The sequence below is a fragment of the Pseudarthrobacter sp. As-47 genome, from assembly GCF_058215595.1.
In genome coordinates, this window is record NZ_CM177088.1 from 1,029,732 (window position 1) to 1,043,858 (window position 14,127).

Annotated in this window: 13 protein-coding genes and 2 pseudogenes; 7 read left to right on the forward strand and 8 right to left on the reverse strand. The window is 65.1% G+C overall.

The genetic code is table 11. From position 1 onward, the window contains the following. The first annotated feature begins 46 nt into the window (after window positions 1-46). Together AC4BCK_RS04795 and AC4BCK_RS04800 are read left to right on the forward strand one after the other, a co-directional pair. Window positions 47-2,278, forward strand: a pseudogene (locus AC4BCK_RS04795) (McrB family protein). Next, window positions 2,265-3,495 (forward strand): annotated as a pseudogene (locus AC4BCK_RS04800) (5-methylcytosine restriction system specificity protein McrC). Before AC4BCK_RS04795 ends, AC4BCK_RS04800 begins: the two co-directional pseudogenes overlap by 14 nt. Here the strand turns inward: AC4BCK_RS04800 and AC4BCK_RS04805 are convergent. Next, complete coding sequence (locus AC4BCK_RS04805) at window positions 3,492-5,150, reverse strand: sensor histidine kinase (protein ID WP_363938912.1); 1,659 nt, start codon at window positions 5,148-5,150, stop codon at window positions 3,492-3,494. The pseudogene AC4BCK_RS04800 and the gene AC4BCK_RS04805 overlap by 4 nt on opposite strands. A gap of 93 nt (window positions 5,151-5,243) precedes the next feature. Between AC4BCK_RS04805 and AC4BCK_RS04810 the strand changes: the two genes are divergently transcribed. Continuing rightward, complete coding sequence (locus AC4BCK_RS04810; RefSeq protein WP_174175949.1) at window positions 5,244-6,014, forward strand: response regulator transcription factor; 771 nt, start codon at window positions 5,244-5,246, stop codon at window positions 6,012-6,014. Here the strand turns inward: AC4BCK_RS04810 and AC4BCK_RS04815 are convergent. The 5 genes from AC4BCK_RS04815 to bioB form a co-directional block, all read right to left on the reverse strand. Beyond that, the gene (locus AC4BCK_RS04815) at window positions 5,987-6,397 is read right to left on the reverse strand and encodes an Hpt domain-containing protein (RefSeq protein WP_174175947.1); all 411 of its coding nucleotides are present in this window, start codon (window positions 6,395-6,397) and stop codon (window positions 5,987-5,989) included. The genes AC4BCK_RS04810 and AC4BCK_RS04815 overlap by 28 nt on opposite strands. A 369-nt stretch (window positions 6,398-6,766) precedes the next feature. Continuing rightward, window positions 6,767-7,195 carry a very short patch repair endonuclease gene (locus AC4BCK_RS04820; RefSeq protein WP_174175945.1) on the reverse strand — a complete coding sequence of 143 codons (429 nt, stop codon included), beginning with the start codon at window positions 7,193-7,195 and terminating at the stop codon, window positions 6,767-6,769. A 19-nt stretch (window positions 7,196-7,214) separates the two neighbouring features. Next, entirely contained in the window at window positions 7,215-7,649 is a 435-nt protein-coding gene (locus AC4BCK_RS04825) for a pyridoxamine 5'-phosphate oxidase family protein (RefSeq protein WP_066273926.1), read from the reverse strand. A 56-nt stretch (window positions 7,650-7,705) separates the two neighbouring features. Beyond that, on the reverse strand, window positions 7,706-7,987 hold the full coding sequence (gene bsaP / locus AC4BCK_RS04830; RefSeq protein ID WP_174175697.1) for a biotin synthase auxiliary protein BsaP: 282 nt from the start codon (window positions 7,985-7,987) through the stop codon (window positions 7,706-7,708). Beyond that, complete coding sequence (bioB, locus tag AC4BCK_RS04835; protein ID WP_363938815.1) at window positions 7,984-9,003, reverse strand: biotin synthase BioB; 1,020 nt, start codon at window positions 9,001-9,003, stop codon at window positions 7,984-7,986. The genes bsaP and bioB overlap by 4 nt, the downstream gene beginning before the upstream one ends. Before the next feature lie 211 nt (window positions 9,004-9,214). On the opposite strand from bioB, the gene AC4BCK_RS04840 reads away from it, so the two are divergent. After that, window positions 9,215-10,942, forward strand: a complete 1,728-nt coding sequence (locus AC4BCK_RS04840) for a purine-cytosine permease family protein (RefSeq protein ID WP_490566650.1) — start codon at window positions 9,215-9,217, stop codon at window positions 10,940-10,942. A gap of 198 nt (window positions 10,943-11,140) precedes the next feature. On the opposite strand, the gene AC4BCK_RS04845 is transcribed toward AC4BCK_RS04840, so the two are convergent. Continuing rightward, the gene (locus tag AC4BCK_RS04845) at window positions 11,141-11,467 is read right to left on the reverse strand and encodes a hypothetical protein (RefSeq protein ID WP_490566942.1); all 327 of its coding nucleotides are present in this window, start codon (window positions 11,465-11,467) and stop codon (window positions 11,141-11,143) included. Between AC4BCK_RS04845 and AC4BCK_RS04850 the strand changes: the two genes are divergently transcribed. Further along, window positions 11,391-11,804, forward strand: a complete 414-nt coding sequence (locus AC4BCK_RS04850) for a DUF6318 family protein (protein WP_377086734.1) — start codon at window positions 11,391-11,393, stop codon at window positions 11,802-11,804. The genes AC4BCK_RS04845 and AC4BCK_RS04850 overlap by 77 nt on opposite strands. Before the next feature lie 28 nt (window positions 11,805-11,832). Here the strand turns inward: AC4BCK_RS04850 and AC4BCK_RS04855 are convergent, their stop codons facing one another. After that, window positions 11,833-12,165, reverse strand: coding sequence for a hypothetical protein (locus AC4BCK_RS04855; RefSeq protein ID WP_490566651.1), 333 nt, complete (start codon window positions 12,163-12,165; stop codon window positions 11,833-11,835). Window positions 12,166-12,273: 108 nt separating this feature from the next. Here AC4BCK_RS04855 and AC4BCK_RS04860 point away from each other — a divergent pair, with 108 nt between their 5' ends. Together AC4BCK_RS04860 and AC4BCK_RS04865 are read left to right on the forward strand one after the other, a co-directional pair. After that, window positions 12,274-12,720: a hypothetical protein gene (locus AC4BCK_RS04860; protein ID WP_490566652.1), complete on the forward strand. Its 447-nt coding sequence runs from the start codon at window positions 12,274-12,276 to the stop codon at window positions 12,718-12,720. 124 nt (window positions 12,721-12,844) lie between these two features. Then, complete coding sequence (locus AC4BCK_RS04865; protein WP_400601251.1) at window positions 12,845-13,915, forward strand: alkene reductase; 1,071 nt, start codon at window positions 12,845-12,847, stop codon at window positions 13,913-13,915. Window positions 13,916-14,127 lie beyond the last annotated feature (212 nt).

Consider the following 14,127-nt stretch of genomic DNA (forward strand, 5'->3'; position numbering starts at 1 on the left):
ACGACCTTTAAGGGCCCGTCCAGCTGGACCCTGTAAATTTGGAGGCATGACCCCCGCCTCCCCTGCTGCCATGACCCGCGCCCTCGGCATCTCACGGGAGATCGAGGACGCGGCCTGGTTTGTGCTGGGCCCGGGGCTGCTGGGGAAGCCGTCGGCCCTGGATGGCCGGACCCTGACGTGGACGTCGGAGGCTGCGGCCGAGCTCCTGGAGCGGCTGGAGCGGGGCACGCCGGACCCCAAGGCCCCCATGATGACCAACCTCCGGCGGAACCTTGAGGGTGCGTCCCGGGAAGCGAAGCAGCTGGCCGTCGAACTGCTGTTCCTGCAGTCGCTGCCCCTGGCGCACGAGGTGAAGTCGCTGAAGGTCAAGCGTGCCCGCGTCGCAGAGGCCGCGTCCTGGCTGGAGCCTCCGCTGGAGCTGCCGGGTGAGCTCTACCAGGGAATGACGGACCACGGCGTGATCAGGGACCGGACGGCGGAGTTCAACTGGACCATCTGGGACCACCTGAAGTGGCTGTGCCGGTTCGTGCAGCACGTGGACCAGCAGCCGCCGGCGGTTATCACCGGTGCGCTGCAGGATCCGCTTAACTTCCATCGGCTGGCGGCGGGAACGCCGGACGACCAGCCGGCCATCCGCCGCAGCATCGAATTCCTGTCCTGGCCGAGCTACTGCGAGCCCGTGGTGGCCGATGTGGAGCGGCAGGAAATCCGGGACGCCTTTGCCTCCCTGGTGGGCGGCGCGAAGGGGAACACCGAAGAGGACGTCACCGCTGACATCCACCGCATCCGCCTTCACCTTGACGAGCAGGCCGGCCAGCGCATCGACTGGTACTCCCGCCAGCTCGTCAGCCAGTGGCGCAAGGTGGGCGACCCCGGCCGGCGGGCCTGGCTGCTGCGCACGCACAGCGACAACACCGAGCTCCTCACAGCCTGGCAGGGCGAGGAGAAGGCGACCCTCGACGTCGAACATCTCCGCCTGCTGGACCCCGGCGTTACCGCAGGGCTGGTCCAGCACGCCGTGGACGAGGACTACAAGCACCTCGGCTACGTGGAGCGGGAGGACACCAAGACTGCTGTCTTTGCCTTCCTGACGGTCATGAAGCCGGGGGACGTGGTGCTGTACCAGCACGCCGGCACCGTGAGCCTGGGGGTGGTGCTCGGGGAGCCCGAACACAACGACGACAACCGGCGCCTGCGCCGCAAGGTCCGCTGGTTCGACGAGTGACACACCACCACCAGCCTGCCGCGGCACGTCCAGCGGCAGCTGGCCACCGCCGGAATCGTCGTGGACGTTACCAAGGTGGTGCAGGCGCTGCAGGCGCTCCTGCCGGCCGAAGCGGAAACAGAGCCCGACGGCGACGCTGAAGCGGCCGCCGTCGTGCCTCCCGTCCAGGAGGGCTTCCGCCCGCTGACCCGCGAGTTCGCCGACTCGCTGCACATGGAGCTCGAGCCGCTCCAGGAGATCGCCGAGCTGCTGGAGGAGAACCGCCAGCTGGTCCTGTATGGGCCGCCGGGGACCGGCAAGACCTACCTGGCCAAGCACCTCGCCGCCGAACTGGCGGATGACACCACGGACGAGCGGGTCAAGCTGGTCCAGTTCCACCCCTCCTACGCGTATGAGGACTTCTTCGAGGGATACCGGCCGGACAAGACCGACGAAGGCCAGGTCTCCTTCAAGCTGGTGGCGGGGCCGCTGCGCCGGCTCGCGGAGGAAGCGGCGAAGCCCGGCAACGAAAACAAGCCGTACTTCCTGATCATCGACGAGATGAACCGCGCCAACCTGGCCAAGGTGTTCGGCGAACTGTACTTCCTGCTGGAATACCGGGACGACCGGATTTACCTCCAGTACAGCCCCAACGAGCCGTTCACGCTGCCGGACAACCTCTACATCATCGGCACCATGAACACGGCAGACCGTTCCATCGCCATGATGGACGCCGCCATCCGCCGCCGGTTCTCCTTCATCGAGCTGCACCCGCAGACCGAGCCTGTGAAGGGCTCCCTGCTGCGGTTCCTCCAGGCCCGGCAGCTCGACCTCACGCCGGCGCTGCTGCTGGATGCCCTGAACAGTGCGATTGACGAGTGGGACCGGGACCTGATGATTGGCCCGTCCTACTTCATGAAGCCCGCCGCCCAGACCCCCGCCGGGCTCCGCCGGATCTGGAAGTACGAGCTCATGCCGCTGCTGGAGGAGCACTACCACGGCCAGCTGACCCGGGCGCAGCTGGAGGAGCGCTTCGGGCTGGACCAGCTGCTGGGACGCCTTGCGGCCCGCTGACCCCGGCACGTCTGTCCGGCACCTGGTGCTGGATGAACTGTCCCGCGGCATCGTGGAGCGGCTGGACCCGGCCAGCGCGTCCTTCCTGAATTCCAGCGGCCTGGCCAAGGCATCACCCATGGGCCTTGGGCTGTACCGGATCGAGCCGGTGGGCAACGTGGGTTCGGTGCGCACGGCCACGGTACAGCTCGACGTGCGTCCCAAGGACCGGCTGGGGCTCAGCCGGCTCCTGTTCCTGCTCAGCTACGCCGGCGAGCAGGGCTTCCGCCCCGATTCGGTCTCAGCCGTGGAGGACCGGGAGCTGTGGAGCGCGCTGGCGGAGTCGCTGGCGCAAGGCCGAACGTGCCCTGGGACGCGGCGTCCTGCAGGGCTATCTCACCGTGGATGAATCGCTCCGGACGGTCAAGGGACGGATCAGGATTTCGGACCAGATTTCCCGGCGGCCCGGCATGCTGGTGCCCCTGGAGGTGTCCTACGACGAGTTCACCGAGGACATTGCCGAGAACCGGATCCTGCGCGCCGCGCTGGAACGGATGGGCCAGGTGCCGCGCGTCCGCCCCGAGGTGCTGAGCCGGCTGCGCCAGCTCAAGGGAAAGCTCGACGCCGTTACGCGCCTCCCGGCAGGAGCACCGCTGCCCCGGTGGAAAGCAAACCGCATGAACCTCCGCTACCACGCGGTGCTGCGCCTGGCTGAGCTGATCCTGCGCAATGCCTCCGCCGAGGCCGGGCAGGGAACCCAGCAGACCGCCTCCTTTGTGGTGGACATGGTCCAGGTGTTTGGGGATTTTGTGGGCACCGCGCTGCGTGAGGCGATGGCTGCCTACCCCGGGGAACTCCGGCTCCAGTTCAGCACCCTCCTGAGTGAGGCAGTGAACGACGCGGACAGGCTCTCGGTGCGGCCGGACGCTGTCCACCTGCTCGGCGGACGGCCCGTGGCGGTGTACAACGCCAAATACAGGGCGGCCACTGATCCCGGCGCTTCCCTGACCGCAGACCATTACCAGATGCCGGGGCACTGCACGGCACTGGCTGTGCCCACAGCCTGGCTTGTGTACGCCGGCGCCGGCGAGGTAAAGCTCCGCCGCATCCTCAACACGGACATCGACATTGTGGAATTTCCGCTGGACCTGTCCCGGCCGCCGTCGGACATCCTCGCCTCAGTGCGGGAGCTCGCACGGCAATCATGGGGAGAAGTAGTCCCCACCCGCCCCGACTAGACCGGAACCCGGAACGTGAAGGTTGTCCCTTCGCCTAGGGCGCTGTCCACCTCGATGGTACCGCCATGGGCCTCAACGATCGCCTTGCTGATCGGCAGGCCCAGCCCCACCCCGGGGATGGCTGTCCGGCGGACACTGCTGGCCCGGAAGAACTTGGCGAAAACCTCAGACGCATCTTCCGGGCTCAGGCCCATGCCGGTATCGGTGACCCGGCAGGCCACGTGCCCGTCCTCCTGCGCGAGCGAGACCATCACGCTGCCGCCGTCGGGGGAGTACTTGATGGCGTTGGACACCAGGTTGTCCAGCACCTGCGCGATTCTGGGCCCGTCCACGTGGGCCTCCAGCCGGTCCGGGGTGTCAGCCTCAAGCGCCACTCCCGAAGCCGCCGCGCGTGGGATGGCGGAGGAAACGCTGGAGCGCACCAGTTCTGCCACGTCCACGGCCTGGGGCGTCACGATCAGCTGGCCGTTCCGGCTGGACAGCAGGTCCGACACCAGCGTGAGGAGCCGTTCGGAGTTCCGGCGGATGATGTCCAGCATGTCGCGCTGGCTGTCCTCCGGCTCTTCGGCGAGCAGGATTTCAACGTAGCCCAGGATCGAGGTCAGCGGCGTCCGGAATTCGTGCGAGACGCTGGAGACGAAATCATCCTTGGCCGTCAGGGCGTTCACGAGGTCCGTCACATCGCTGAAGACAATCACGGAACCGGCAAACGCGCCGTCGTTGTCCTTCATGGCCCGCGCGGTGGTCACGAAGGCGCGCTGGTCGCGGCCGGAGCCCAGCCACACAAGGTAATCGGTGAAGGTTTCCCCGAGGACGGCGCGGCGGACCGGCCGCTCCTCAACGGGAACCAGCGTCACGCGGTCCGGCCCGAAGACCAGCAGCTGGGACTCGTTCGGATCCGCAATGTCCTTGGGCCGGGCGAGCTCGTGGTTGACCCGCTGCCTCCTGTTCATCAGGACGTCGTTCCCGTCCGCATCGACTGCCAGGACTCCCAGATGGACGGTGTCCAGGATGGTGTTCAGGAGCGCCCCCTGGCGCTGGCTGGTGCCCAGGTTGTCCTGCAGCTGGGCGTCCTTCTCCTCAAGAGCGCGCTGCTGCCGCGTCATGCTGAGCGTCAACACGCTGACGGACACACCGATGCCGAGCATCATGACCGGAAGGAGCAGGGACCGCGCCAGGTCCTGGGGCGTCGGGTTCCCCTTCAGCAGCAGCGGGACCCAGATGATGGCAAGCGGGGCCACGAAGGACAGCCACAGGGACGTCCGGGGGTAGTACCCGGACGCGCACAGCCAGATCACCGGGAACACGGCCAGCAGGCTGATTCCGGTGAGGCTTTCCTGGCCGCCTCCCTCCCGGCCCACGGCTATGGAGACAAAATCCAGCAGCGGAATGATCAGGAAACTCGTGTACGGCAGCCGGTCCCACGGGACCAGGTAGCAGAGGGCCATGATCACCAGCTGGGACACCAGGAAGGCCACGAACAGCGGGTTGTCCATAGTGACGGGGAAGAACGCCCACACCAGGAATGCCGTGAGGAGAGTCGTCACGAACAGCGGCATCTGGCTCAACGCCACCCGGTCCGTCAGCCGGTACTCGTGGAAGGGCCGCCGGAAGAACCTCAGCTTGCCCGAGGACCAGGCCACGGGGTGGTCCATGGCACGGAACTTGCGGGGCGGAGTGTGTGAGGCCATGCCAGCAGGATATCGGCAGCCAGCTATACTTCAGACGTTGGCTGCTGAGGGGGCGCTATGAGTGATGCACGAGTGGGACTGGTCATCGAGGATGACCACGACATCCGGGAACTGGTACGCACCGTGCTGTCCCAGGCCGGGTTCGACGTAAGCGTGGCCAGCAGCGGGGCAGAAGGTGTCCTCGTGGCCAAGACCCTCAACCCTGACGTCATCACCCTGGACCTCGGCCTGCCGGACATCGACGGTTTTGAGGTGTCCCGCCAGATCCGCGAATTTTCGGACGCGTACATTGTGATGCTCACGGCCCGCACCGAGGAGCTGGACACCCTGATCGGGCTGGAGTCCGGAGCTGACGACTACCTCACCAAACCGTTCCGCCCCAGGGAGCTCCGCGCCCGCATCGCCGCGATGATGCGCCGCCCCCGTTCTGTCGCCGATCCTTCTGAAGCCATGCCAGGAGATGCCGCAGCCGACAGCGGAGCCGTCCACCCTGAACGGGGGAACTTCAGCCACAACGGGCTGGAGCTGAGCTACGCGTCCAGGACCGTGGTTGTTGACGGCAAGGAAATGAACCTGACCCGCACGGAGTTCGAACTCCTGCATGCCCTCCTGGAAGCGGGCCGGACGGTCCGGACCAAGTCCGACCTGGTGCGCCGGCTGCGGGACGAGGATTACGACGTCGGCAGCTATATTAGCGAGGCGGACGAACGGTCCGTCGAGGTCCACATGGGCAACCTCCGCAAGAAGCTGGGCGACTCACCGCAGAAGCCGCGCTGGCTCCAGACTGTCCGCGGCGTTGGTTACCGCCTGGCTCCGGGCGAGCACTGAGACTGCAGGCGGTGCATGGTCTGCCGGCTGCACAGGTTGATGGGCCGGAGGAATGCGGCGGCCAGCTGCGGCAGGACGACTGCCACATCCGAGTGGCGGGCCTCGTTGCGGAGCTCGCCCTCCAGGTCCATGGCCAGGCCGGCCAGCCGCTCGGCGCCCACCATCTGGCTGGAGGTTTTCAGGCTGAGGACTGCGTCCACTGAACCCTCCAGGTCTCCCGTGGTCAGCGCCAGCCGGAGGCGTCCAATCCGGTGCGGCAGGTACTCGATGAAGTTCCCCACGAAGACCCTGCAGTACCCCTCTTCTTCTTCCAGTTCCTCCCTCAACCGGTCGAGAACCGACTGGTCCACCAAGGGCCGGGGGGCATCATCTGCGGCGCTCATGACGGTCCTTTCGGCGGGAACAGTCCCTTCCTGGAAGGGGGCGGTTATGTGGGGCATTTGTTTCACTTCAGGTTAGGGGCGTTGCTTTCGCGCGACGGGTTTTGGAAACAGAATTGTGGGTTTCTTGATGAGACTGCGGGTTTACCCCTAATCCGTGGGCCCATAGTTTTCTCCCTTGATTTTCCGCACCGTTCCAACAGTGGGAGCGGTTGCAGCGGGGCCAGGAATTTCTGTTGTGATTGCCGTGATTTGAACCCATCCATCTTTCCGGCCGGCACTCAAGAACCGCGGCGGGAATGCCGAAAGATTCGCTCAAGATGCCTTAAAAGCGGCGAATCCTCATTGGGGCAGGCACGCAGGAGCGGCGATTCAGCGGCCGGTCTCCAGGAACCGCACCAGCTCTGATTCCAGCGCGGAGCTGTCCTTGAGTTCGCATTCCCACACGGTGAGCACCTGCCAGCCGGCGTCCTCCAGCAGGCGGCGTTGGCGGGCGTCCCGTTCGCGGGTCCGGCTGCGCTTGGCAGCCCAGAATTCGGCGTTGGCCTGGGGCGCGTGCAGGCCCACGCGGCAGTCATGGAAGTGCCAGAAGCAGCCGTTGACGAAGATTACTTTGCGGCGGCCGGCGAACACCAGGTCCGGGTTGCCGGGCAGGCGGGTGGCGCCGGCTTTTCCGTGCAGCCGGTAGCGGTATCCCTTGGCATGGAGGAGCCTGCGCACCAGCAGTTCCGGCTTGGTGTTCTTGCCCCGGATCCGGGACATGTTCCAGCTGCGCCGCTCGGGAGTGAGCTTGTCCGCCATGCCTTCAGTCTAGGAGCTCCTAGATTTCGCGTTCCGGCTGTTCTCCGAATTCGAAGTGGCGGCCGCTGACGGAGGTGGGCTCAATTTCCACGTAGAAGTCCTTCAGGGTGGGCACCCAGGTCTTCAGTCCGAGCTCCTCCACTGCTGCCAGTTCCGCGGAGTTGCTGAGGACGCGGGCTTTTCCCCGCAGCACCACGGACCAAGCTTCCTCCGAGAGGATGCCGTCCGTTTCGAACAGAACAGTGGAGTTGATGGTCAACTGGGCCAGCTTGTTGCCCGGAGCCGTCCGGAGATAGATTTTCCGGTTGGCCGTGACGTAGTTCACCGGGAAGATGTCCGGTTCTCCCGCGACGGACACCACCAGCCTTCCGTGCTTGGTGCCCTCCAGCAGACGCCAGGACTGCTCGTCGTCGAGTTCCAGTACGGGTTGTCCATCCACATGTTCAAACATCATGAAGCCATTCTTCTACGTTATGTAGAAACGCGCCAGAGGGTTTGGTGAACTTTGGGTCAGGAGGCGGTGGTTCCATGGCGTGAGCAGGTGGCCGTCCAGGCGTGGGGTGACACCTGGACCTTGAGGCGGCGTCCGCACTGGCCGCAATAGCGCGGCGGTTCCAGCTGAAGCCGCGCAGCGCACTCCTGGTGAGGGGCGGCCGCCACCTGCCCATCGCCCGTCTGGAGGACGTTCGACGGCGGTGCGCTCCCGCCGTCGAACGTTTCCTTCGGATACAACTCGCCGCAGTGGCCGCAGAAGCTCCCGATGATTGAGCTGGTTGAGCGGGTGGGGATCATAGGGTCTTCTGGAGTTCCTTGATGGGCATGTTGAGGTCCACCAGCAGGTTGAGGTCGGCGGCGGCGGGACGGCCCAGGGTGGTGAGGTAGTTGCCGACGATGACCGCGTTGATCCCGCCCAGCAGCCCCTCGCGGGTACCGAGATCGCCGAGGGTGAGCTCCCGGCCGCCGGCGTACCGGAGGACGGTGCGGGGCATGGCCAGCCGGAACGCGGCGATGGCGCGGAGGGCGTCCTTGCCGTCCATCAGTTCCTGGTTTTCCAGCGGCGTGCCGGGCCTCGGGTTGAGGAAGTTCAGCGGCACTTCGTGCGGTTCCAGGGCAGCCAGCTGCGCGGCCAGCTCTGCACGCTGTTCGAGTGATTCGCCCATGCCGATCAGCGCCCCGCAGCACAGTTCCATGCCGGCGTCCTTGACCATGGCGCAGGTCTCCAGCCGCTCCTCGTAGCTGTGGGTGGTGACAACCTGGGGAAAGTAGCTCCGCGCCGTCTCGAGGTTGTGGTTGTAGCGGTGCACTCCCCACGAGGCGAGCTGGTCAACCTGGCGGCGGGTGAGCATGCCCAGGGAACAGGCGATGTTGATGTCCACTTCCTCATTGATGCGGTCGATGGCGAACTTGATCTGGTTCATGAGTTTGATGTCGGGTCCGCGGACGGCGGCGACGATGCAGAATTCGGTGGCTCCGGTGGCGGCCGTTTCCTTGGCGGCCTTGACCAGTTCCGGGATGTCCAGCCAGACGCCGCGGACGGGGGAGTCAAAGAGGCCTGACTGGCTGCAGAAGTGGCAGTCCTCGGGGCAGCCGCCGGTTTTGATGGAGATGATCCCTTCAACCTCCACGTCCTCCCCGCAGTGCTTGAGGCGGACCTGGTGGGCAAGCTCCAGCGCGGAGGGGACTGCGGGGTCGGGGAGGCGCAGAACCTCCAGCAGTTGCGCTTCCGTGAGGCCGATTCCACCCTCCAGGACCTGCTGCCGGGCCGTCTCCAGGATGGGGTATTCCGTGGTGCGGGTAATGGTTGTCATCGCCGTCCTTGCTTTCGGTTGTGATCTCCTTTCCGACAGTAATTCCGGCAGGTGCGGCCGGTTTTGTGGAAGGCCAACAATGGGCGGTAACTGCTTTTGTTTACAGCAGCAGTCAAGGCTTAACGCCGCTGAAACAAGCCCGTGACCGGGCTGTCGTTCGTGCCGTATAGCGTCGCATCAGATCCCTTAGACACGAAAGCGACGCAATTCCATGAGCAATGACAAAGAGACAACGCAGCTGCTGGACCCGCCGGCACAGCCTGGTGCCACCGTCGTCGGAAGCGCTCAAGCGGCCCCGGCGGCGGGCAACGCCGCAGCGCTGAACGCCACCAAGGAAAGCCTGGAGGACTACACGCTCCGCTTCGCACCACGCTCCTACCGCAAGTGGAGCGCGGGGGTGGTGGCAACCAGTGCGCTGGGCGGCATCGCCTATCTGGCGGACTTCTCCATCGGCGCGAACATCGGGATCGCCTATGGGACGGTCAACGCCATCCTCGGCATCCTGGTTGCCGCCGTCATCATCTTCGCCACCGGCTTCCCGCTGGCATACTACGCGGCGCGGTACAACATCGATCTTGACCTCATCACCCGCGGCTCCGGCTTCGGCTACTACGGGTCGGTGGTCACCAACGTCATCTTCGCGACGTTCACCTTCATCTTCTTCGCCCTGGAAGGCTCCATCATGGCGCAGGGCCTGGAAGTGGGCCTGGGCATTCCGCAGTGGCTGGGGTACGCAGCCTCCACGGTGATCATCATTCCGCTGGTGATCTACGGGATGAACACCCTGGCCAAGCTGCAGGTGTGGACCACCCCACTGTGGCTGCTGCTGATGGTGGTGCCGGTGGGATACCTGCTGGTCTCGCACCCGGAGAGCATCAACACCTTTTTTGCGTACACGGGCGAATCGGGCGACGGCGGCCCCAACCTTGCGTCGGTGATGCTGGCAGCCGGCGTCTGCCTGTCCCTGATGGCACAGATTGCCGAACAGATCGACTACCTCCGGTTCATGCCGCCGCGCACCGAAGCCAACAAGGGGGCGTGGTGGCGGGCGGTCATCCTGGCCGGACCCGGCTGGGTGATCTTCGGCGCGATCAAGCAGATCGTGGGCCTGTTCATCGCCATCTACCTCATCGCGACCCTGGACCCGGCGGCGTCTGCCACGGCGAATGAGCCGGTGCACCAGTTCCTCGGCGTCTACCGGGAGATGATGCCGGCCTGGCTGGCGATGACGCTGGCCGTGGTGCTGGTGGTCATCTCGCAGATCAAGATCAACGTCACCAACGCGTATTCGGGTTCGCTGGCCTGGACCAACAGCTTCACCCGCATCACCAAGACCTATCCGGGACGCATGGTGTTCGTGGTGGTCAACCTGGCCATTGCCCTAGTCCTGATGGAAGCCAACATGTTCGACTTCCTCAACACGATCCTGGGCTTCTATGCCAACTGCGCCATGGCCTGGGTTGTCACGGTGGCGTCCGATATCGCCATCAACAAATACCTGCTGAAGATTTCCCCCAAGGTCCCCGAATTCCGGCGGGGCATGCTGTATGCCGTGAACCCGGTGGGCTTTGTGTCGATGCTCGCCTCCGCGGGAATTTCGATTGCCGTGTTCTTTGGTGCCTTTGGCTCCGCGATCCAGCCGTTCTCGCCGATCTTCGCGGTGGGCCTTGCCCTGGTCCTTCCGCCGGTGCTGGCGCTGGCCACCCGCGGACGGTACTACCTCCGCCGCACCGACGACGGCATCGACCTGCCGATGTTCGACGCCGACGGGAACCCCAGCGACGCCAAGCTCCTCTGCCACGTCACGGGGATTGAGTTTGAGCGTCCGGACATGGTGCGGTCGGCGAAGGACGCGCCCAACGGCGGCCCGCAGTATGTCTCGTCGCTCGCCTTGTCCACGGACAAGACAGGGGAGTTGGTGTTGCCTCCGCAAAAGTAGCTTCGCCTGGTCACGGGAAAGGGCTTTGAGGGAAGGGAGCCGGCGCATTCATGCGCCGGCTCCCTTTATGACGTCTTTCAGGGCTTCTGTGGTGATAAACCATTGGCGGTAGCTGTGGATAAGTTTGATGGGTGAAATGTGACCTGGGCTACCCTTAAGTCATTGTCCGGAGTTAGCCGTCTTGAAACTACTGGGGGATTAGCGGCCCATGACATCAATGAACGTCTCCACGCCTTGGGGAATCCGGTCAGCTGCTGCCGGTGCTGCTGTTGCTGCGGCACTCATGCTGGCCGGCTGCGCGGGTGGAGCCCCCGCAGATCCCGGTGCCGTGTCCTCCACGCCGACGGGTTCGGCCACGTCCAGCCCTCCGTCCACCCCGACCCCGACACCCACCGCCGTGTACAAGCCGGCCGACGCCTCCGGCCCCGCCCAAAACGTTCCCGTCCCGGTGCTGCCCGAGGTGGCGAAGACGGAGACGAAAGAGGGGCTGGAGGCGTTTGTACGGTATTGGTATGCCACGCTCAACTACGCATTCGAAACCGGCAAAACGGAAAGACTGATGGAGATCAGCGCCCCCGGGTGTGTCTTCTGCAAAGGGTTGAGGGACGGAGTATCGGAAGCTTGGGCTGAGGGCCGTTGGGTCTCCGGAGGAAAAATTGAAACTCCTGCCATCACGGTCAACATGGAATCTGGGGTAGAACCGCACGCCGTTGTCCAGGTACTGCAGGGGACAATTGAAGTAAGAAAACCGGACGGAAGTCTTTACCAAGCTCCTACGGCCGCTAGCAATACGGGAAGCCGTGCAGCCGCTGCATATGGAGGCACGGGATGGATAATGACTGACCTCGGTTTGATCAGGTAGCAGGATGAAAGCCAGGTTGTTCAAAGTTCTATGCATGACCTTGCTTTTGCTGTTGATTACTACAGCCGTCGCGGTTGCTGATATTTCTCTGGGTTATGAGGAGAGAGGTCTCGGGGTTGGCGCAGATCAGTGGGTCATCGACGAAAATACTGGCCAACTGACGCGCGCAGCACCAGGCACTGCCCATACCGACCCGAATGAGTACAAGTACGAACTCCAGTGCCACCTCGGTGGGGGAGACTTTGATACTCCTTGCCTTGCCCGCCAGTTGGAGTGCAAGAACGGGCCAGACGGTGAAGAGGGCATTCCCGTCACCTGGCTCTCCCGCCCCCGAGGTGTGCCCGGCGCTGTTTGGGCTCATCACTCCGGCCCCACGTGCCTTTTCGACGCCAGGCCCGAGGACTTGCTGCCCAGGATCGCAGCTGACATCCAGCGAGAGTTCCAGAGCCTGCCGGTCAATGCTGGAACAGTGGTGGCACAACCCAGCCCGCACACGTTGCGGGGTGCTGAGACCAACTTCTACGCGGAGGCAGCCGAGCAGCAGTTCGACGTCACCATGTTCGGGCAGCAGGTGCACATCGTGGCCACCCCATTCCAGTACACGTGGAACTACGGCGACGGGACCGTGTTCGGACCCCAGCCTTCCATGGGCGGGCCGCTGCCCCAGGACCGGTGGGGCGAAAAGACCCGGACGAGCCACGCCTACGGGGCTACCGGTGACTTCCAGGTTGTGCTGACCACCACCTTCCAGGGAACCTATTCGGTCAATGCCGGGCCGCCCCTGCCGATTCCCGGCCAGGGCCAGTTCAGCGCTCCTCCGCAAACCATCAGTGTGTGGCGCTCGCTGACGCGCAACTACGCTGACGACTGCAACGCCAACCCCGAGGGCCAGGGCTGCCCCGGGGCTGCAAGGTAGGCGGCGGCCGAAGGCCCCGCAGCCCGCCGTCCACCTGCTGTGATTCCCATCGCAACAGGAATAGTTGCTGCAGTATCCCGGTTGGCCAAGGCAGTACGTCTTCAGCCTTCGAAAGGAACCGCGCATGCTGTTTTCCCCCCTCAGCCTCGGCGAACTTGAGCTTCCCAACCGCCTGGTCATGGCACCCTTGACGAGGCTCCGCGCAGGTGAGGCAGGGGTCCCCGGTCCGCTTGTCGCAGAGCATTACCGCCAGCGCGCGTCCCTGGGCCTCATCGTCAGCGAAGGAACGTTCCCGACCCGGGTTGGCCGCTCCTACGCCGGCCAGCCCGGCATCGTCACCGAGGAACAGGTTGCCGGCTGGAAGAAGGTCACCGACGCCGTCCACGCCGAAGGCGGCCGCATGTTCGCCCAGATCATGCACGGCGGACGGGTATCGCACCCTGACATCACCGGCGGGCTCGAGCTGGTGGCCCCCAGCGCCGTCGCCATTGACGGCATCGTCCGCACCCCGCAGGGGAAGCAGCCCTACCCGGTGCCGCATGCCCTGACCACGGACGAACTTCCCATGGTGATCCAGGAATTCGTCAACGCGTCACTCAATGCCATCGAGGCCGGATTCGACGGCGTGGAGCTGCACTCGGCCAACGGGTACCTGCTGCACGAATTCCTGGCGCCGAACTCCAACGTGCGGGACGACAGCTACGGCGGCTCACCCGAGAACCGTGCCCGGTTCGTCATCGAAACGGTCAACGCGGTGGTGGCAGCCGTGGGCGCCAACCGCGTCGGCATCCGCATCTCCCCGGAGCACAACGTGCAGGGCATCGCCGAGACCGACGCCGCTGACGTCCGCGCCACCTACGAGGTGCTGGTGGACAGCATCGCCCCGCTCAACCTCGCCTACCTGAGCATCCTGCACCACGAGCCTGCGGGTGACCTGGTCCAGGACCTCCGGGTCCGTTTCGGCGGGACCTTCCTGGTCAACACCGGCTTTGGCGTGATCACCACCCGCGACGAGGCAGCAGCCCTGGTGGACGACGGACATGCCGACGCCGTAGTGGTGGGCCGCCCCGCCATCGCCAACCCGGACCTCGCCCGCCGCTGGAAGGAAAGCCTTCCCCTCAATGAGCCGGACCCCTCCACGTTCTACGCGGACGGCGCGGAGGGCTACACGGACTACCCCGCCTACCAGAACTAGGACGGAAATTAACGACGGCGGCGGCACCCGGCCTGGGTGCCGCCGTCGTTGGCTGCGCGGTGTGCTGTCCCGGCAGCGGGCGCCGCAGGCCATCCGACGGCCTTTGGCTCAAACTCTGGAGATTTGGCCCGCCGGGTCCTCCAGGATGCCGGCGGTGATCAGATCGTACTCCAGCGAATGGACTTTTACTAGGGCCATATTTGGGCTGCTTT

What these genes read in the sequence shown, in the direction of transcription:
- AC4BCK_RS04820 (WP_174175945.1), bottom strand. Translation starts at nt 7,195, where the DNA reads ATGGCGGACAAGCTCACTCCCGAGCGGCGCAGCTGGAACATGTCCCGG.
- AC4BCK_RS04815 (WP_174175947.1), bottom strand. Translation starts at nt 6,397, where the DNA reads ATGAGCGCCGCAGATGATGCCCCCCGGCCCTTGGTGGACCAGTCGGTT.
- AC4BCK_RS04840 (WP_490566650.1), top strand. Translation starts at nt 9,215, where the DNA reads ATGAGCAATGACAAAGAGACAACGCAGCTGCTGGACCCGCCGGCACAG.
- AC4BCK_RS04825 (WP_066273926.1), bottom strand. Translation starts at nt 7,649, where the DNA reads ATGATGTTTGAACATGTGGATGGACAACCCGTACTGGAACTCGACGAC.
- bioB (WP_363938815.1), bottom strand. Translation starts at nt 9,003, where the DNA reads ATGACAACCATTACCCGCACCACGGAATACCCCATCCTGGAGACGGCC.
- AC4BCK_RS04805 (WP_363938912.1), bottom strand. Translation starts at nt 5,150, where the DNA reads ATGGACCACCCCGTGGCCTGGTCCTCGGGCAAGCTGAGGTTCTTCCGG.
- AC4BCK_RS04810 (WP_174175949.1), top strand. Translation starts at nt 5,244, where the DNA reads ATGAGTGATGCACGAGTGGGACTGGTCATCGAGGATGACCACGACATC.
- AC4BCK_RS04855 (WP_490566651.1), bottom strand. Translation starts at nt 12,165, where the DNA reads ATGAGCCCAAACAGCGCCGGGCACACCTCGGGGGCGGGAGAGCCAGGT.
- bsaP (WP_174175697.1), bottom strand. Translation starts at nt 7,987, where the DNA reads ATGATCCCCACCCGCTCAACCAGCTCAATCATCGGGAGCTTCTGCGGC.
- AC4BCK_RS04865 (WP_400601251.1), top strand. Translation starts at nt 12,845, where the DNA reads ATGCTGTTTTCCCCCCTCAGCCTCGGCGAACTTGAGCTTCCCAACCGC.